Below are 19,092 nucleotides of genomic sequence, written 5' to 3' on the forward strand. Positions count from 1 at the left end.
CACCAGTGAAGACCAAAGCTGCTGTACTGCTCGAGCCCGGAAAGCCTTTCGAGATCATGGAACTCGACCTCGACGGCCCGGGCGTGGGTGAGGTACTGATCAAGTACACCGCTGCCGGACTGTGCCATTCGGATCTGCACCTGACCGACGGTGATCTCCCGCCGCGTTACCCGATCGTCGGCGGACATGAAGGCTCGGGCATCATCGAAGAGGTCGGACCCGGCGTCACGAAGGTCAAGCCGGGCGACCACGTCGTGTGCAGCTTCATTCCCAACTGCGGCACCTGTCGCTACTGCTCGACCGGTCGCCAGAACCTGTGCGACATGGGTGCCACCATCCTCGAAGGTTCCATGACGGACGGGTCCTTCCGTTTCCACGGCAACGGAATGGATTTCGGCGGAATGTGCATGCTCGGAACGTTCTCCGAGCGAGCGACCATTTCCCAGCACTCGGTAGTCAAGATCGACGACTGGCTTCCGTTGGAGACTGCAGTGGTGGTCGGCTGCGGCGTGCCGTCGGGTTGGGGAACGGCCGTCAACGCCGGTAACCTCCGCGCCGGCGACACCGCGGTGATCTACGGCATCGGTGGCCTCGGCATCAACGCCGTTCAGGGCGCCGTTTCGGCAGGCTGCAAGTACGTCGTGGTGGTCGACCCGGTTGCGCTCAAGCGTGAGACCGCACTCAAGTTCGGTGCCACGCATGCCTTTGCGGATGCCGAGAGCGCTGCTGCCAAGGTAAACGAGCTGACCTGGGGACAGGGCGCCGACGCTGCGCTCATCCTTGTCGGCACCGTCGACGAGGACGTGGTCAGTGCAGCGACAGCAGTGATCGGCAAGGGCGGCACCGTGGTGATCACAGGTCTCGCCGATCCGGCCAAGCTGACTGTTCACGTGTCGGGAACCGATCTGACGCTGAATCAGAAGACGATCAAGGGCACGCTGTTCGGATCCATGAATCCGCAGTACGACATCGTGCGTCTGCTCCGTCTCTACGATGCCGGTCAGCTCAAGCTCGACGAACTGATCACCAATACCTACAGCCTTGAAGACGTCAACCAGGGCTACCAGGATCTGCGTGACGGCAAGAACATCCGTGGCGTGATCATTCACGACAAGTAGGACAACTGCTGTGCGCCTTTATAAACCGCGGGCGGTTAATAAAGGCGCACAGCGCTATTTCTTGGCTTTCGACAAAATCTGCATCAACTGAAGTAGTGCCGAGAACTTCGCGAACACCGAACGCGAGACCACCGGGCCGAAAGCCGCGGTGTCGGTTGCGTCGAACGCGTCGAGTAGATCGCGGAAGCTTTCGACCTGCTTGACCATCGCGTCGAGATCGACGTGCGTGACGGCGCCGGCATCACGCAGAGCGAGTAGGTACTGCGGCGCCGTCACCAAGGCGACTGCCGGTATCTTCCGCTCGAACAGTGGTTCACCCTCACCGAAGTGAATGACCGGTCCTGGCGCCACGATTCGGCGATCGCCCGCTCCGATGTCGCGCCACAGTGGTGCAACGATGTCGTGTACTTCCCGACTTGTTGCGTAGAGCAGTTCCGGCTCCGGACTGGTCTCCAAGGCATAGCTGCCGGTCGAGGTGTCTTCGGTATCGCCCAGTGCACCGAGGTGTTCGATCGCGATCCCGGCCACTGCTCGCGCCTGACCGGCTTCGCCCTTCCACATCTCGGGGTGCGCTTCGAGCCAGGTGGACGTTGCCTGCCCGTGGTTGGACACCGCCGGAATTCGAAGGTGGCCGGTCGTCAGGACGAAAACGTACGACCGTCGATGCGGCTGCGCGACGGCGTGCCGCGCCAAGGCCAACATTCCCAGATGCCCGTTCTCCTCGACGCCGTTGGTTCCGTCGCTGTGAGTGATGAGCAGAATTGTCTCTTCCGGTGATGTCCCCGGGGATACCGCCCACACGGTGTCGGTCCGGGTGCCTGGATGCAGAGTTGCATCCAGAACCAGAGTCGCCCGCTGGCCGGAACGCGCTGCAGCGACAACCTTCCTGCCCTCGTCGCCGGCCACCCAGACGGCGGGGATGTCGTGGTACGGCTGCGTGAACGGAAGATATTGTCCCAGCGCGTTGTCCGGAGCAATGTCACGCCACACTGCGATCACGCCGAGCACTCCGGCCTTGCGAGCCTTGTCGAGTTTCGGGCCCAGAAGAGTTGCGGAGAGAACCGGATTTCGAAGAGTCTCGTCGGTGGCGATCGGACCCCACTCGCTGACCAGGAGCTTGCGGGGAAGATCGATATGCGGGACCTCGATCACTGCGATCGCGCCTTTGGCCGCGGACCATTTGGGGCGTCGCGCGCTGACGTAGACCAGAGGAGCGGAGATTCCCTGTGGTCCGGTCAATCCGGAGTAGGGGAATGCAGACGAAACATTGATCGGCCCCGTCGGCAATTCGATGCGAAGTCCGTCAGATGTCGCCGGTAGATCCCAACGTTCGAAAGTATGTGAATCACGCCGGACTTCGAGGCCCAGTTCGGTCAGTTCGCTCGCGACTTCTTCCACTACCGCGTGGTGTGCAGGCGATCCGGTCAATCGTGGGCCGAGCGCGTCGAGTCGCCGTTGGCCGGCAAGGAGGAGAGCGCGATCGACGGCCTGGCCGTGATTCATGGGATTGCCTTTCGTGCTGCGCGACGTCTGCTCTGGTGAGGCGCCTGCCCGTGTCGTGTCCACGGTACCGAGCGGTCTGAAAAGGAGAAGGAGAGCGCGCCGGATATGCCGTTTTCGCAGATATACCGGGTGCCAACGGGCCGATCGGTCCGTACCGTATGACCTTGGCACCGAAAGACTCCGTGTTCTTCGGACAGACCAGTCCACGGCGAGAGAGGCCTACGTTGGCTACGTATCTTTACAGGTTGGGGAAGTTTGCTTTCCGCCACAAGTATCTTGTGGTGGCCGCGTGGATTATCGTTATCGCGGTGGTGGGGGGCGCTATCAGCGCCACAAATCCGACGTTCTCCAAGGAATTCAATCTTCCGGGCACCGATTCGCAGCGTGCGACCGAGTTGATGAACGAGAACTTTGCAGCTGCAGCGGAGCAGCAAACTCAGGCGTCGACCAGCATTCTCATCGCGGCAGACGACGGACTTGCCGCACACAGCGATCAGATCGACCAGTTGATCGCGCAGGCGAAGACGTTGCCGGACATCGTCGATCCCGAGAAGATCGTCAATCCGGTCACTCTCGCGGAGGCCAATCCAGCGGTGGCGTCAGCCGTTCTCGGCGACAACGGCAAGGTCGGGCTGATCCAGCTCAATCAGTCGATTCGCATCGAGGATCAGACGCAGGCCAACAAGACTGCGTTTCTCGATTTGATGGCAAAATTCCGCTCCGGTGGCCTGCAAGTCGAAGGAACCGGTTCGATGATGCAGGTGCAGGCCGCGGGCGGCCTGTCGGAGATGCTCGGCTTCGCGGTGGCGTTCATCGTGATGATCGTGGCGTTCGGCGCCCTCATCGCGGCCTTCATTCCGTTGTTCACTGCAATTCTGGGAATTGCGCTGGCCACTCTGACGGTCACACTCGGCTCGGGCTTCTTCGACATCAACGAAGGCGTCACGGGAATCGTCACGATGATCGGCATCGCAGTCTCGATCGACTACGCGTTGTTCATCGTGTCGCGCTACCGCAGTGAGCTCAACCTGGGTGGAACCAGGGAAGCGGCAGCCGGGCGGGCAGTAGGTACTGCCGGTTCGTCTGTCGTATTCGCAGGCCTGACAGTGGTGGTTGCGCTGGCAGCCCTGGCGGTGGTCGGGGTTCCGATGATCACGCAGATGGGAATCTCGGCAGCGGTTGCCGTCATCATCGCTGTGCTCGGCGCAATCACATTGATCCCAGCGGTTCTGGGTATCTTCGGTCGGTTCGCGTTCTCGCCTCGTATCCCCGGGCTGCGCCACGGTGACGAGCCCGAGACGATGGAATCCAACGGGCATCGCTGGGCCAAGATAGTCACCAAGTACCCGTGGCCGATCGCGGGTGCTGCGCTGGTGCTTCTGGTGATCGCGGCTATTCCGATGACGAAGCTCGAACTCGGACTCTCGTTCACTCAGGACGAAGAGCGACCGGCACTTGCCCTGCTGCAACGTGGGTTCGGTGAAGGCGTCAACGGCGAATTGTTCGTCGTGCTCGACGCTCCGGACGGCACCGACATCACCGCGATTGCCGAAGGCACTGTCGCGCACATCAAGGGCCTCGACAACGTCGCAACGCCGGATCAGTTGATGTGGGTCGGAAACGGACCCGACGCGGCAAACCCGATGGCGGGCGCCAACTCTGCGCTCATCGCGGTCACCCCACAGATGTCGCCGAGCGGTCCCGAAACCCACGAGCTGATGAATCAGATCCGGGATTACGGATCGACGGTGAAGTCGGAAGGCGCAGAACTCGGTGTAGCGGGTCAAACCGCGATCGTTGCCGACATGTCGTCGAAGCTCAGTTCCGCGCTCATCCCGTATCTCATCGTGGTGGTCGGGCTGGCGTTCATCATCATGATGGTCGTCTTCCGCTCGATCTTGGTGCCGCTGACCGCAACTCTCGGATTCCTGTTCTCCGTCTGCGCGACCTTCGGCGCCACGGTGGCCATTTTCCAGGAGGGCGACTTCGGGCTGATCGAGCACACACAACCCATCATCTCGTTCCTGCCGATCTTCATGATCGGTGTGGTTTTCGGGTTGGCGATGGACTATCAAGTGTTCCTCGTGACGCGAATGCGCGAGGAATACGTGCACGGATTGTCGGCCAAGGACGCCATCATCTCCGGCTACACCCATGGCGCCCGCGTGGTCGCGTCGGCGGCCATCATCATGATCTCCGTCTTCGGTGCATTCATGCTGTCCTCGGAGACGACAAGCAAGATGATGGGCTTCGGCCTCGCGGCGGCAGTCTTCTTCGACGCCTTCATCATCCGCATGATCGTGATTCCTGCGGTCATGTCGATCCTCGGTGATTCGGCGTGGAAGTTGCCCGCGTGGCTCGACAAGATCCTGCCGAACGTCGACATCGAGGGTGAAGCGATTCGGCGGATTCCGATCGAGCAGGATCCGGATTCCGATCCAGACCCGAATCAGGTGCCGGTGAGGGTGTAAGCACTCAGGTCGTCAGAACGGGGTGCCGGTTGCACAGCAACTGGCACCCCGTTCATGTGTGTTCATACGGCGCGAGCGCAATAGGAAACCATCCGGTTGGTAACAAAAATCGCTGTGATCGCGACAGGACTTCCAGAGGCGACGCGCATCCGGGGCGAGCCGTGACGGTGACTGCGAGGGTACGTGTCGAAGGAGCAAACCGATTCGAGTCGGGCCGAGAAGTGGACCTTCGCGCTGACGGTCGTCTCCCTGATCGCCGGTGGGACAGTGGTTGCCGGGCTGGTGGATCGTTGGAGCAGTTCGCCGTCCGATGACATCTCGGTTGCTTCGTCTTCGTCGATCAGCATGACGTCCACACCGGACGAGATGGCGCCGGAGGACGTGCCTGAATTCTCGTACGTCACGCCGAGCGCGGTGTACCCGACAACCATTCCAGGTTGTGAGAGTGTCGAAGCGCCAGAGGAGGATTCGTTCTTCTCCTACATTCTGGACGGTTCTGACACGTACGACGATCCGCGCTTTCCGTGGTTCTCGAGCGCCAAGTCAGCCGCGATGTCCGACGCGGTCAAACAGGCGCTCCCGAAAGATGTCGAGCTGAAGTTCGCCAGCCCGGGTAATTCGCTGCAGTTCGGGCCGATCTCTGCACCTTCGAACACAGATGGGCTGCCCGAGGGATTCTCGCTCGAGGAGTTGGCGTCCACCACAGCGTCCGGGACGCTGATTCGGGACGGGAAGATCGGCGCGCTCAGCCTGATGCTGCACTCGAGTTCTGATCAGATCCCATCGTGTGTCGCGGGGTCGCTCGTCGAACGTCGGGTGCTGGCCGACCAGTCTGTGGTGGATCTGCAGGATACGTGGACCGAAACCAATGGTGTACGCACCCTTAATCGGTCGGCAATGTTGTACGGCGCCGACGGGACCCGGATTCAGGCGTATGTCAACGACACGAACAACGACGGAGGTAGGGACGCCGAGAGTTCCGGCGTGGTGCCACTGACGCTCGACGAACTTGCAACCCTTGTCGCCATGCCACAACTGCTGATCACGACGCCTGTTCCCCCGGGCACTGCACCGCTTTCGCCAGAGTGCCACGGAATCCCTCGAGATTCCGGCGACGGGGCCGAACTCGATCGCGCGACAATCGAACGTCTCAACGCCGTACTCGAGATCAGATGGCGCGCTGTACCTCCGGGTTTTCCGATTCTGGACGCCGGACCGGGCACCCTGACGGTCGCGGAGAATGACAAGTCCACCGCATGTCAGAGATTTCACACTCGGACGGGAGACAGCGAGGCGACGCTCAACATGACAATTACCGGCGGACAACCACTCCCCACGGAGCCCAACAAATACGACCCTTCCTACGACGGGCACCCCTTGGAGGTGGTGACGCGACCGGATGGATCCGTGATCGAGCGAGACGAACGGCACTACGCGACCGTGCCCATGACAAATGACGGCTCGAAAGCAGAATCGACGCAGGAAACGAGCAGGTCGGTGGTCGTCACCCGCCCGAATGGGACCCAAGTCTCGGTTTCGTCGTCGGCTGCGATCCCGAACGATCCGATGACGTTCGAGCAGTTGGAGTTTCTCGCGACGATCGACGGCCTGGAGATTCGATGACCACCAGATTCTCCCCGAAGACGCGCCTTCGGATCGCAGCCGCCGTAGCCGTAGTCACCGTCACCGCTGCCGTTGCCACAGTGGTCACGTCGACGAGTTCCGAACCGACAGCGATCTCGTCGCCGCTATGGAGCGTCGAGGCCTCCGAGATTCTCGGGCGCGAGTTCGCGATATTTCGGAGCCCACTTGTTGGAACCGAATTCAACATGGACATGGGCGGATTCATCGACGCCGGATCACTCGTGGTCACGATGATCGGTATGCCTGATCGTCAGGCGTATTCGTTGGACGACGCGGAATTGGTCGGATTGGACGCCGAGGACGGCGCTGTCCGTTGGCGCACGTCGGCGGTCGACATCGGTGGTTGTTCCGAAACCTTGCTCGGCGACTCGTTGCTGTGTTTCTCCGGGCCGTACGTATCCGGTGGTTCGTACTTGCTGTTCGACATCGAGACTGGAGAGCGACGAGACATCAAGACGCCGTGGGCGCCGATCATTGCGGTTGTCTCGGGTGACACAGTCCTCGCGCTCGAAGGTGATATCGAGAGCAACGACGTTCGCGTGCACAGCGGAACGGTCGACGATCCGGAAGCGAACTGGTCCAAGGCGTTCGACATCGGTGGATCGTGGGAAGACGGATACGTCGATCGTATGATGTCAGTTCACGGTGATCTGGGTGTGATCACTCTCGACGAGTCTCTGGGATTCGATCTGAAGACGGGCGAACAGCGCTGGGTACACGGTTACTCCACCTGCTCGACCGCGCACACATCGTCTGACGGCGTGACCTTGGTGTCGGATGGCGGTTGCGAAGGCAACGGCCGTCCGACAAGTGAGTACGCGCTCGATCCGCACCGGCGCGAGTTCGCCAGGACGGACGAACTCCCCTCGGAGTCCTCGTATTTCGGGGGGCGGTACAGCCGAGATGATCCCGCGGGAGGATCGACTCCGATTATATTGGGACACAGTGGTTTCGACCGGAAATCTGGCGAGAAACTATGGACCAACAGCGAGGTGTTCGATGCCGCGCAGTCGTTGGCGGTGATCGGCAACGTGGTCGCCGTGACTCGTTCCGGTTCCGAGCCCGAGGTCCAGTTCGTGGACCTCTTCACCGGTGAGGTCCTGTGGCGATCGAACGCCGAGCGCGCCGGAGAGATCGTTTGGCACGGGGATGTCGTCGTCGACGACGGCAACGTCTACGGAACAGATGTCAGGACCGGCCAACGGAGTTGGGAGGTTCAAGTGGAGCGGGACGGGGACGACGAGTTCACCCCCTGGGCGATGCCGCGGGAGCTGTGGGCCGGGGACAAGGTGCTGTTGCGCTCGAGCGAAGATCGAATCACAGCGTTGAAACTGTCGTGAAATTCGGTGGCTGCGAATCTGTGGTGAGGAGCGGAACTCGATGGGCTACTGGTGAACTGGCATGATTCGACCTTTCGACATGCCGAACAAGCGCCTGAACTCCAGGCGCTCCTGCTCGAAATTGTAGAGGCGGTAGACGGGCCACACGAGCGCGTGGAGCATCGAGTCGCCCCAGATGGTCAGTTTGAGGCGCCAATTCATGATGTTGTGAAGGTGCAGAACCGATTCGGATGCTTGGTTGTACTTCAGGTACTCCAACGGAGGGGTTTCACCGCGTCGACCGGACGTTTCTGCTCGCATGTCGGCGATTTGACCGATCGTCATCCCTTCCTCCCGAAGGCACAGTGAAAGGTCGATATCTTCGTGGATGTCCGGCCGGTCACTGACTTGCTCGCGGACGGACAGCCATGCGCTCTTTCTGATCGCCATGTTCGCTCCGGCGACAGCGAGTACTTGACGTTCGCAATCGAACTTCCCCTGCTTCACCTGCCTGTCCAGTGCGTAGCGGTGGATTCGAGCAAACGGCGATTCGAAGAGGTAGGTGAGTCCGGCAACCGCTGAATGAGCGGTGCTGCGTTGGAAGAAACTCTTGACCGCATCTGCCCATCCCGGTTGTACCCGTGTGTCCGCGTCGATACGACCGATGATGTTGCCGGTCGAGGCGTCGAAGCCCGCGTTCCGGGCGTGTACGACGCCTTGGCGGGCCTCGAAGACATATCTGACTTTGTCGTACTTCTCGGCGAACTCCTGGATGATCGATGCGGTACCGTCCGTCGAGTTGTTGTCGACAATCAGAATCTCATCGATTTCCGACTGGGTCAGTAGACGCTCGATGCAGCCGGAAACCGCGTTCTCTTCGTTGAATACCGGAACAACCACCGAAAGTCGATTAGTGGACAAGTGTTCAATATCCTGCATGGGTGCGGTCACTGTATTCCTTTGCTGGGCAATTGGGTCCAGTCCTTCGCAAAGGTTACGATAGCAATAGGTGACCATTCGGACAATTTGAACCGATGGCCATATGATCAATCCCGCAACAGCTTATTGCGGGAAACTATCAGCATAAGTGCAGCTGGAACGGCATAAATGCATGCAGAAGAAGGCTTTCAGAACTGATTGATTTTTACCCACTCGAGTCTATTCGTCGGTTGAACACCGGACTTTAGTCCTTTTGATTCCGGCAAATATAATGCTGCCCGTTCGCTGATTTGTGAATCGCCACTGCGGCAACCGCCTGGCAATATCTAGATGTCGCAAGTCGCTTTTCAGTGAAAGTGGAGTCGGTGCAGCGCAAGTGCCATATTTGTAGATTCAACGGACCCTTGACGGCAAGGTTGCCGCCATCTGCAAATATTTGCTTTTGTAGCTGTCGGTCTGGATTTTCCAGTGAAGTCTGCCCCCGCGACTCTTCAGCACCGATCTCCGATGTGCAAACAGCAGCCGGCACCTACCTATCGGGTCAGGATGCCTTCGGTTTCGGGTGCCGGAACGGTTTTCCCCGTGATCGGATCGACTTCCTCGAGCGGTGGAACGTCTTCTCCGTCGAGCACTCGGCGCATGCGCTCCTTGTCGAGCTGCCCCTCCCAATTGGCGACCACGAAGGTTGCGACACAGTTCCCGAGCAGGTTCACCGACACCCGCATCGAATCCATGATTCGATCGGCGCCCAGTAGGAGAGCGACTGCGGCTACGGGAATTGCGCCGTGACCGATTGCGGCCACGGTGGCCGACAGCGCCAGGAATGACGATCCCGGCACGCCGGCCATTCCCTTCGACGTGAGCATCAGAACCAGGACGGCAGTGATCTGTTCACCGAGTGTCAGGTCCACGCCGAGTGCCTGCGCCAGAAACAGCATGCAGATCGACAGGTACAGCGTCGCGCCGTCGAGATTGAACGAGTAGCCGGTCGGCACCACCAATCCTGTTGTCGTGCGCGAGCATCCGGCGTTGGTGAGCTTGACCATGATTCGGGGCAGGACTACTTCGGTCGACGCCGTTCCCAACGCGAGGAAGAGTTCGTCCTTGATGTACTTGACGAACTTCCACAGGTTCACGCCCGCGAAGTACCTGACTATCGCGGCCAGGATGAGGATGAACAGGACGGCCGCGAGATAGCATGCGGCGATCAGCTTTCCGTAACTTCCGAGCGAAGCGATCCCGTACTGGCCGACGATGTACGCCATCGCGCCCAAAGCGCCCAACGGCGCCAGTCTCATGATCCAGCCGATGATCGTGAAGAACAAATGGCTCAGGCGATCTACGAGTTCGAACACGATCGGTGGTCCACTCTCGCCTGCCTTGGCCAAGGCGAGTCCGAACAGTACGGCGAAGAAGAGGACTTGGAGGAGTGCGTTTTCGGCGAAGGCAGAGACGATAGACACCGGAATGATGTTGAGCAGGAATTCGACGGTGTGGGGTAGTTCGCCACTTCCGGTCTTGGCGGCCACGGCGTCCGCACCGTTCGCCAGCGTCTCCGGATCGATGTTGAATCCCGCACCCGGTTTCATCAGATTTCCGATGAGCAGCCCGAACAACAGGGCGAAGGTGGTCACGACCTCGAAGTAGATGAGAGCCTTGACGCCGATGCGCCCCACCGCTTTCAGATCGCCGACGTGGGCGATCCCGATCACTACGGTGCAGAAGATGATCGGCGCGATCAGCATTTTGATCAGCTTGATGAACCCGTCGGCAAGGGGTTTGAGGTTCGCGCCAAATTCCGGCCACAACCAGCCGATGAGAACACCGATGACGATAGCGGCGATCAATTGCACGAACAGTGATCGGTACCAGGGAGGCTTGTTGGCAAGTCGCGCGAGCTCGCTGTTCGGCAGTTTTACGGGAGTGGGCATGGACGAGAACGGTAGGTCTGCTTGATTGCGAAATAATAACTCGCGAATGTCGTGGGTGTAACGCGTCGAGGTTGCATCTCGGACAACAATTCGGTCAACAAGCGACAGTTGTGTGTGACTGTGGTTATTGTTTCCCTGAGCGGTGATCTTCCGTCCGCGTGCATGCACGACGTGTGAGAGGGGCTGTCATGGGGCAAATTATCGGAACCATCATTTTCGGCGCAGTCATCGGAATCCTGGCTCGTCTCGTACTGCCAGGTAAGCAGCAGTACGGCATGATCGTGACCGTCGTGCTGGGTATCGCCGGAGCGCTTATCGGGTACTGGGTCTGGGGAGCGATCTCGGACAAGGGCGATACGGGCGGAATCGACTGGATCCGCTGGATCATCAGCATCGCCGCGGCGGCCGTGCTCTCGATCGGCTACAGCGCCGTCACTGGCAAGAAATAGCAAGCCAACGCAATTCTTTTTGTTTGCCCTAGTTGTCCGACCCCAGTTGTGAGCGAACGGCACTCTCGTCGCCTCAGGTGCGCCGAAAGGCGCGTTCGCTCAGGGGAGGGGTGCCTAAATTCAGAGCGCCCGTCGCTGCAGATGCAGCGCCTCGAGGAACTGGGCAGGCAGATCCTGCTCGAGGATTTCGTCGTCAGGATGCGGAAGCGCTTTGATCTTCGCGAACTCGTCGTTGAGGCGTTCCATCTTGACGTCGAGGCGGTGTGCCGCGGCAGCAGCCTCGGTGAGTTCGTCGAGGAGTTCGACGGGAACCTCGCGGTTGTACTTGTAGTAGATCTTGTGTTCGAGGCTCGCCCAGAAATCCATCGCGATGGTGCGGATCTGGAGTTCGATCGGAACGTGCCGGACGCGGTCACTCATGAAAACCGGGACCTCGACGATCAAGTGCAGGCTCTTGTAGCCGTTGGGTTTCGGATCGGCGATGTAGTCCTCGCGCTCGATCACCCGAAGGTCCGTCTGGCTGGTGAGCATCTCGGCGATGCGGTACGTGTCGGAAATGAAGCTGCAGGTGATGCGCACGCCGGCGATGTCGAAGATGTTCTTCGAGATGTCGTCGATCGTGAGCGGGATGTTCAGGCGTTGAGCCTTACGCAGGATGCTGTCCGGCGACTTGACCCGTGACGTCACGTGTTCGATGGGGCTGTACTGATTGATGTGAGTGAACTCGTCCTTGAGGATGTTCACCTTGGTCATCAGTTCGGAGATTCCGAATTGGTACAACATCATGAAGCGGGAGAACTCGGTCCGCAGTTCGGCGAAATCGGCCCGGCTGACCCCACTGCTGTCTTCCACGTTCGGCACCCTCATCTGTTAGCTGGTGTAACCAGTCTGCCACCGATTGTGCCGTGTCCGGTTTCAGTGGGTGCGCAGTGCGGCGAGCGTCATATCCCGCAGGACGCGGCGTGCGCGTGCCGGCGAAGCGGGGTTGGCGCTGTGAGGGGTCGAGTTGATCAGACCGAAGGTGGCGTGCGCTTTGATGCGCGCATCCGCCTGGTCGAGTTGGGGATCGAGTTGCTCGAGCACACCGACCCACACCTCGACGTACTTGCGCTGCGTTTGGCGTACTTGTCGACGCGCGTCGGCCGGCAGGCTTTCGAGGTCGCGGTCCTGGATACGGATCAGGTCTGGCTCGCCCAGTGCGAAGTCGAGGTGGAACTCCACCAGTGCGTCGAGAGCAGCGCTCGGTGAGTCCGCTGCCTCTGCTGCCGCTGATCCGCCTTCGTGCAGTCGTGTGCTGATGCCGACGAGAAGTTCCACGAGGACGGCATCCTTGTTGGGGAAATGCCGGTACACGGCCGGGCCGCTGATGCCGACGGCCGCGCCGAGGTCTTCGAGTCGCACACTCACGAATCCGCGCTCGGCGATCAACCGGGCGGCGGCGTCCAAGAGTTGACGACGACGGTCGGCCTTCATCTGATCGCGTCGCGTCGGAGCTGCTACCTGCTCAGAGGTCATTCTCTCGATCTTTCTTCGCTTGTGTTCTGGACAACTCAGTTAATCATAGTTAATCTAGTTTCAGTTATCGAGCATTAACTCATGGCGAAGGCGGCGGGATGACTCCCAGTGGAATCACGCAAGGATCGGGCTACCGGTCCGATCACACCGTTCTGGTGGACGAACTGAAGAAGAAACTGGCGCAAGCAGCGCTGGGCGGCAACGAGCGCTCTCGCGAGCGCCACGTGAGCAGAGGGAAACTGCTGCCGCGAGATCGCGTTGACTCGCTGCTCGATCAGGGCAGCCCGTTCCTCGAGCTGTCCCCGCTGGCGGCCAACGGCCTGTACGACGACGAGTGCCCCGGCGCCGGCGTCATCACCGGTATCGGCCGTGTGTCGGGCCGCGAGTGCGTCATCGTCGCCAACGACGCGACGGTCAAGGGCGGCACCTACTACCCGATGACGGTGAAGAAGCACCTGCGCGCGCAGGAAGTTGCGTTGCAGAACAACCTTCCCTGCATCTACCTCGTCGACTCCGGCGGCGCTTTCCTGCCGCGCCAGGACGAAGTCTTCCCGGACCGCGAGCACTTCGGCCGGATCTTCTACAACCAGGCGACCATGAGCGCCAAGGGGATTCCCCAGATCGCCGCAGTTCTCGGTTCGTGCACCGCGGGCGGCGCCTACGTGCCCGCGATGAGTGACGAAGCAGTGATCGTCCGCAACCAGGGCACCATCTTCCTCGGTGGTCCGCCGCTGGTGAAGGCGGCCACCGGTGAGATCGTGACGGCGGAAGAGCTCGGCGGCGGCGACCTGCACTCCAAGGTTTCCGGCGTCACCGATCACCTGGCCGAGGACGACCGCGACGCACTTCGCATCGTGCGCAACATCATTGCCACACTCGGCCCCCGCTCCGAACGCCCGTGGGACGTCATCTCCACCGTTCCGCCCGTCGCCGATCAGAGCGAGCTCTACGACGTCGTTCCGACCGATCCCCGTACTCCGTACGACGTGCACGAGGTGATCACCAAGCTCGTCGACGGTGGTGCGTTCCAGGAGTTCAAGGCCGAGTACGGCAAGACGCTCGTCACCGGTTTCGCCCACATCGAGGGCCATCCGGTCGGCATCATCGCCAACAACGGCGTGCTCTTCGGTGAATCCGCCATGAAGGGAGCACATTTCATCGAACTGTGCGACAAGCGCAGTGTGCCGCTGCTGTTCCTGCAGAACATCGCGGGCTTCATGGTGGGACGTGATTACGAGGCAGGCGGGATCGCCAAGCACGGCGCCAAGATGGTCACGGCAGTTGCGTGTGCACGGGTCCCCAAGCTGACGGTTGTCATCGGCGGCTCGTACGGCGCCGGCAACTACTCGATGTGTGGACGGGCGTATTCACCTCGCTTCCTGTGGATGTGGCCGAACGCGCGCATCTCGGTCATGGGCGGCGAGCAGGCCGCGTCGGTGCTCTCGACCGTTCGTAGTGACCAGCTCGACAGTGCGGGTAATCCGTGGTCGGCCGAGGACGAAGAATCCTTCAAGGCGCCGATCCGCGAGCAGTACGAGGCTCAGGGCAATCCATACTACTCCACCGCACGGCTGTGGGATGACGGTGTCATCGACCCCGCAGATACCAGAACTGTTCTCGGCCTGGCCCTTTCGGTGTGCGCAAATGCGCCGATCGAGCCGGTCTCCTACGGCGTCTTCCGGATGTGAGCGAAATGACTGAGTTGCGCACTATCGATACTGTTCTCGTGGCCAACCGCGGTGAGATCGCGGTTCGCGTGATCCGCACGTTGCGTGAGTTGGGAATTCGCAGCGTTGCTGTCTACAGCGACGCCGACGCGAATGCTCGCCACGTCCGCGAGGCCGACACTGCCGTCAACATCGGACCGGCCGCGGCGCGTGAAAGTTACCTCGTCATCGACAAGGTGATCGACGCTGCCAAGTCCACCGGTGCTCAGGGTATTCACCCCGGTTACGGCTTCCTGTCGGAGAACTCGGCGTTCTCGGCTGCCTGCGCGGCTGCCGGAATCGCCTTCCTCGGCCCCTCCGAGCGGGCCATCGAGGTGATGGGTGACAAGATCACCGCGAAGAACGCTGTTGCCGCGTTCGACGTGCCGGTGGTCCCGGGTATCGCGCGCCCGAATCTGACCGACGAAGAACTCATCGCCGCAGCCGAGGACATCGGCTACCCGGTGTTGGTCAAGCCTTCGGCAGGTGGCGGTGGCAAGGGAATGCGCCTGGTCGAGGATCCGGCCAATCTGGCCGAGGCTCTTCGCAGTGCCCGCCGTGAGGCCGCGTCGTCGTTCGGTGACGACACCCTGTTCCTCGAGCGATTCGTCCTGCGGCCCCGGCACATCGAGGTCCAGGTTCTCGCCGACCAGCACGGCAACGTCGTTCACCTCGGTGAGCGCGAATGCAGCCTGCAGCGGCGTCATCAGAAGGTCATCGAAGAGGCTCCGTCGCCGCTGCTCGATCAGGTGACCCGTGACCGGATCGGCGCGGCAGCCTGCAACACCGCTCGAAGCGTCGATTACACCGGCGCCGGCACTGTCGAGTTCATCGTCTCCGCCGACAAGCCGGACGAGTTCTTCTTCATGGAGATGAACACCCGCCTGCAGGTCGAGCACCCCGTCACCGAAATGGTGACCGGACTGGATCTGGTCGAATGGCAGGTTCGTGTGGCAGCGGGAGAGAAGTTGGCCTTCTCCCAGAGCGACATCACACTGACCGGGCACGCCATCGAAGCTCGTGTGTACGCGGAGGATCCGGGCCGTGGGTTCCTGCCGACCGGCGGCCGCGTCGTCGATCTGGTCGAGCCGTCCGGTTCCGGCGTGCGCGTCGATTCCGGACTGCTCGCGGGCACCGTCGTCGGCAGTGACTACGACCCGATGCTCAGCAAGGTCATCGCCCACGCTCCCGACCGCGCGGGCGCACTGCGCAAGCTCGATCGCGCACTCGGTGACACCGCAGTGCTCGGAGTCGTGACCAACATCGAGTTCGCACGATTCCTTCTCGCTGATCCGGACGTGATCGCGGGCAACCTCGACACCGGTCTGCTCGATCGTCGCGTCGAAGACTTCGTCGCAGCCGACGCCTCCGACGAGGTTCTCATTGCTGCCGCGGCCTATCGCTGGCTCTCGCGGTGGACAACTTCGGAATCCGTTGATCCCTGGGACGTCCCGAGTGGATGGCGCGTCGGAACTCCCGCGCCGACCAGCATCAGGCTCGCCGCCGGCACCCGAACGGCGCACGTTGCGATCGTCGGGGTTCCCGCGGATGCAAAGGTCGATGTCGAAGGTTCCCAGCCGCGCGCATTCAGCGCGACCCTGACGGGATCCGAACTGGCGGTAGTGATCGACGGACGCCGACGCACGTTCGTCGTCGCCGAGACCGACGGTGGTTTGTGGCTCGCGGGCAGCGGAACCTGGCACGTGCGCGAGGTTGCCGAAGTCAGCGTCCGCGGTGAGGACAAGCATGCCGGTGATGCCGAAATCGCCAGCCCCATGCCCGGTGCCGTCATCGCGGTCAACGTCGAGAACGGCGCGGCAGTGAGCGCGGGACAACCACTCGTCGTGGTCGAGGCCATGAAGATGGAGCACTCCTTGACGTCCCCGATCGAAGGGATCGTGGAAGTGCTTGTCCGTCAGGGCGATCAGGTGATGGTGGATCAGGTTCTGGCCCGCGTGGTACCCGCCGAAGAAGAGACTGCAGAAGTAAAGACCGAGAACACGACGCAGAAGGAAGACGCCTGATGTCCGATTACCTTGCCACCGGAGCGCTTCCGGACGAATACCAGCAGCTCGCCAAGACCGTTGCCGACTTCGCCAGGACCGTCGTGGCACCGGTTGCTGCCGAGCACGACGCCAACCACACCTTCCCGTACGAGGTGGTGGCCGGGATGGCCGACATGGGACTGTTCGGCCTGCCCTTCCCCGAGGAGTACGGCGGAATGGGCGGCGACTACTTCGCGCTCTGCCTGGCGCTCGAAGAGTTGGGCAAGGTCGACCAGAGCGTCGCGATCACTCTCGAAGCTGGTGTGTCCCTCGGCGCAATGCCGATCTACCGTTTCGGTAACGAGGCACAGAGGGAAGAGTGGCTTCCGCAGCTCACCAGCGGCAAGTCGTTGGCTGCCTTCGGCCTGACCGAGCCCGGTGCGGGTAGCGACGCCGGCGGAACCAAGACCACCGCGAAGTTCGACAGCGGTGAGTGGATCATCAACGGCAACAAGCAGTTCATCACCAACTCTGGCACCGACATCACCAAGCTCGTGACAGTCACCGCGGTCACGGGTGTCAAGGACGGTGGCAAGAAGGAGATCTCGACGATCCTGGTGCCGACCACGACGCCCGGCTTCACGGCAGAACCGGCGTACAACAAAGTCGGTTGGAACGCATCCGACACCCATCCGCTCACGTTCGCGGATGTTCGTGTCCCCGAAGAGAATCTGCTCGGTGAGCGCGGCCGCGGCTACGCGAACTTCCTGCGCATCCTCGACGAAGGCCGCATCGCCATTTCAGCGTTGAGTGTCGGTGCCGCCCAGGGCTGCGTCGACGAGTCGATCAAATACGCCAAGGAACGCGAGGCGTTCGGTCGCCCCATCGGACACAACCAGGCCATCGCGTTCAAGATCGCGCGTATGGAGGCTCGCGCCCACGTCGCACGTACCGCGTACTACGACGCGGCCGCACTCATGTTGTCGGGCAAGCCGTTCAAGAAGCAGGCATCCATCGCCAAGCTCATCTCCTCCGAAGCTGCCATGGACAACGCGCGCGACGCCACGCAGATCCACGGCGGATACGGCTTCATGAACGAGTACGCCGTCGCGCGCCACTACCGTGACAGCAAGATCCTCGAAATCGGTGAGGGAACCACCGAGGTGCAGTTGATGCTTATCGCCCGTGAGGCAGGGCTGTGACGAACCCCAAGAAGATCACTCAGCGCGGGCTCTGGTTCGAGGAGTTCGAGGTCGGCGCGATCTACGAGCACCGCCCAGGCCGGACGGTGACCGAGGCTGACAACGTCCTTTTCACGACTTTGACGATGAACACGCAGGCGTTGCATCTCGATGCCGCGTACAGCGAGGACACTCAATTCGGTGTGCGGCTGGTCAATTCGATGTTCACCCTGTCGACCATCGTGGGCCTCTCGGTCGCGCAGTTGACGCAGGGCACCATCGTCGCCAACCTCGGCTTCTCCGAGATCAGCTTCCCGAAGCCGCTCTTTCACGGCGACACTTTGTATGCCGAGACGCTCATCGCAGACAAGCGTGAGTCGAAGAGCCGTCCAGGTGAAGGCATCGTGACGCTCGTGCACACCGGTCGCAACCAGCACGGTGACGTCGTCGCACTTGCCACGCGCAAGACGTTGGTGCAGCTCCGCCCGGCTGAGGTGTCCTCATGACGTGGACGCCGCCGGGGCCGGCGTGGTTGTTCTGCCCGGCGGATCGTCCCGAACGTTACGCGAAGGCCGCGGCCGTTGCCGACGTCGTGATCCTCGATCTCGAAGACGGTGTGGCTCCGGCCGACAAGGAAGCCGCACGTGCGGCCCTGATCGACACTCCTCTCGATCCGGAGCGGACGGTCGTGCGCGTCAATCCGGTCGGGACGCCTGATCACGAACTCGATCTGATCGCGCTGGACGGCACACACTATTCGCGTCTCATGCTGTCCAAGTGCGAATCGGCCGAGGACGTCCTCTCGCTCGCACCGGCGGACGTGGTTGCGCTCGTCGAGTCCCCGCGAGGAGCCCTCGCCGTGGCCGACATCGCGCTTGCTGCGAACGCCATCGGTGTCATGTGGGGAGCCGAGGATCTGGTTGCCGGTCTCGGTGGTAACTCGAGCAGGCACCCGAACGGTTCGTACCGCGACGTTGCCAAGCATGTCCGATCTACGTCTCTGCTGGCCGCGAAGAGCTACGGCCGGTTGGCGGTCGATTCCGTGTACCTCGACATCAAGGACCTCGTGGGCCTCGGCGTCGAGTCCGCTGACGCCGTCGCAGTCGGCTTCGACGTGAAGGTTGCGATCCACCCGAGTCAGGTCGAGGTCATCCGTGGTGCCTTCGCACCTTCGGAAAAAGAGATCGACTGGGCCACACGAGTGCTTGCCGCGGTGTCTACTGAACGTGGTGTGTTCGCGTTCGAGGGCAAGATGGTCGACGCTCCCGTTCTTCGTCACGCCGAGAAGCTTCTTCACCGAGCCGGAATCTTTCAGCAGAAGGAGAACTAGC

General features: G+C 61.4%; 15 protein-coding genes. 10 read left to right on the forward strand and 5 right to left on the reverse strand.

Translation table 11 applies throughout. The features are described 5' to 3' along the window. The first annotated feature begins 5 nt into the window (after window positions 1-5). Entirely contained in the window at window positions 6-1,118 is a 1,113-nt protein-coding gene (locus tag V3587_RS15285; RefSeq protein WP_019744235.1) for an NDMA-dependent alcohol dehydrogenase, read from the forward strand. 54 nt (window positions 1,119-1,172) lie between these two features. On the opposite strand, the gene V3587_RS15290 is transcribed toward V3587_RS15285, so the two are convergent. Next, a complete protein-coding gene (locus tag V3587_RS15290; RefSeq protein ID WP_283376687.1) occupies window positions 1,173-2,621 on the reverse strand; it encodes a hypothetical protein in 1,449 nt (482 codons plus the stop codon). Window positions 2,622-2,845: 224 nt separating this feature from the next. On the opposite strand from V3587_RS15290, the gene V3587_RS15295 reads away from it, so the two are divergent. From V3587_RS15295 to V3587_RS15305, 3 genes are all read left to right on the forward strand, one after another. Continuing rightward, window positions 2,846-5,092: an MMPL family transporter gene (locus V3587_RS15295; RefSeq protein WP_200317672.1), complete on the forward strand. Its 2,247-nt coding sequence runs from the start codon at window positions 2,846-2,848 to the stop codon at window positions 5,090-5,092. A gap of 183 nt (window positions 5,093-5,275) precedes the next feature. After that, window positions 5,276-6,715 carry a hypothetical protein gene (locus V3587_RS15300; protein ID WP_283376686.1) on the forward strand — a complete coding sequence of 480 codons (1,440 nt, stop codon included), beginning with the start codon at window positions 5,276-5,278 and terminating at the stop codon, window positions 6,713-6,715. Next, a complete protein-coding gene (locus V3587_RS15305; RefSeq protein WP_283376685.1) occupies window positions 6,712-8,076 on the forward strand; it encodes an outer membrane protein assembly factor BamB family protein in 1,365 nt (454 codons plus the stop codon). The genes V3587_RS15300 and V3587_RS15305 overlap by 4 nt, the downstream gene beginning before the upstream one ends. Before the next feature lie 45 nt (window positions 8,077-8,121). Here the strand turns inward: V3587_RS15305 and V3587_RS15310 are convergent, their stop codons facing one another. Both V3587_RS15310 and dctA read right to left on the reverse strand, forming a co-directional pair. Next, window positions 8,122-8,976 carry a glycosyltransferase gene (locus V3587_RS15310; protein ID WP_260395801.1) on the reverse strand — a complete coding sequence of 285 codons (855 nt, stop codon included), beginning with the start codon at window positions 8,974-8,976 and terminating at the stop codon, window positions 8,122-8,124. 551 nt (window positions 8,977-9,527) lie between these two features. Then, entirely contained in the window at window positions 9,528-10,925 is a 1,398-nt protein-coding gene (gene dctA / locus V3587_RS15315; RefSeq protein WP_235171712.1) for a C4-dicarboxylate transporter DctA, read from the reverse strand. Between the two features lie 188 nt (window positions 10,926-11,113). Between dctA and V3587_RS15320 the strand changes: the two genes are divergently transcribed. Beyond that, window positions 11,114-11,374: a GlsB/YeaQ/YmgE family stress response membrane protein gene (locus V3587_RS15320; protein WP_003942027.1), complete on the forward strand. Its 261-nt coding sequence runs from the start codon at window positions 11,114-11,116 to the stop codon at window positions 11,372-11,374. Window positions 11,375-11,494: 120 nt separating this feature from the next. Here the strand turns inward: V3587_RS15320 and V3587_RS15325 are convergent, their stop codons facing one another. Beyond that, window positions 11,495-12,241: a GTP pyrophosphokinase gene (locus tag V3587_RS15325; protein WP_019744227.1), complete on the reverse strand. Its 747-nt coding sequence runs from the start codon at window positions 12,239-12,241 to the stop codon at window positions 11,495-11,497. A 48-nt stretch (window positions 12,242-12,289) separates the two neighbouring features. Continuing rightward, window positions 12,290-12,889, reverse strand: a complete 600-nt coding sequence (locus V3587_RS15330) for an SACE_7040 family transcriptional regulator (RefSeq protein WP_003941968.1) — start codon at window positions 12,887-12,889, stop codon at window positions 12,290-12,292. Window positions 12,890-12,987: 98 nt separating this feature from the next. Between V3587_RS15330 and V3587_RS15335 the strand changes: the two genes are divergently transcribed. Genes V3587_RS15335 through V3587_RS15355 form a run of 5 tightly spaced genes read left to right on the forward strand, consistent with a single transcriptional unit; the run spans window position 12,988 to window position 19,091 of the window. Then, window positions 12,988-14,577, forward strand: a complete 1,590-nt coding sequence (locus tag V3587_RS15335; protein WP_042453308.1) for a carboxyl transferase domain-containing protein — start codon at window positions 12,988-12,990, stop codon at window positions 14,575-14,577. 5 nt (window positions 14,578-14,582) lie between these two features. Next, a complete protein-coding gene (locus V3587_RS15340) occupies window positions 14,583-16,619 on the forward strand; it encodes an acetyl-CoA carboxylase biotin carboxylase subunit (protein WP_235171714.1) in 2,037 nt (678 codons plus the stop codon). After that, on the forward strand, window positions 16,619-17,782 hold the full coding sequence (locus tag V3587_RS15345; protein WP_283376684.1) for an acyl-CoA dehydrogenase family protein: 1,164 nt from the start codon (window positions 16,619-16,621) through the stop codon (window positions 17,780-17,782). Before V3587_RS15340 ends, V3587_RS15345 begins: the two co-directional genes overlap by 1 nt. After that, on the forward strand, window positions 17,779-18,267 hold the full coding sequence (locus V3587_RS15350) for a MaoC family dehydratase (RefSeq protein WP_003942078.1): 489 nt from the start codon (window positions 17,779-17,781) through the stop codon (window positions 18,265-18,267). Before V3587_RS15345 ends, V3587_RS15350 begins: the two co-directional genes overlap by 4 nt. Next, window positions 18,264-19,091, forward strand: a complete 828-nt coding sequence (locus tag V3587_RS15355; RefSeq protein WP_003942031.1) for an HpcH/HpaI aldolase/citrate lyase family protein — start codon at window positions 18,264-18,266, stop codon at window positions 19,089-19,091. The genes V3587_RS15350 and V3587_RS15355 overlap by 4 nt, the downstream gene beginning before the upstream one ends. Window position 19,092: the final 1 nt, after the last annotated feature.

The organism is Rhodococcus sp. IEGM 1306, from assembly GCF_036541985.1.
Lineage (GTDB): Bacteria > Actinomycetota > Actinomycetes > Mycobacteriales > Mycobacteriaceae > Rhodococcus_F > Rhodococcus_F qingshengii.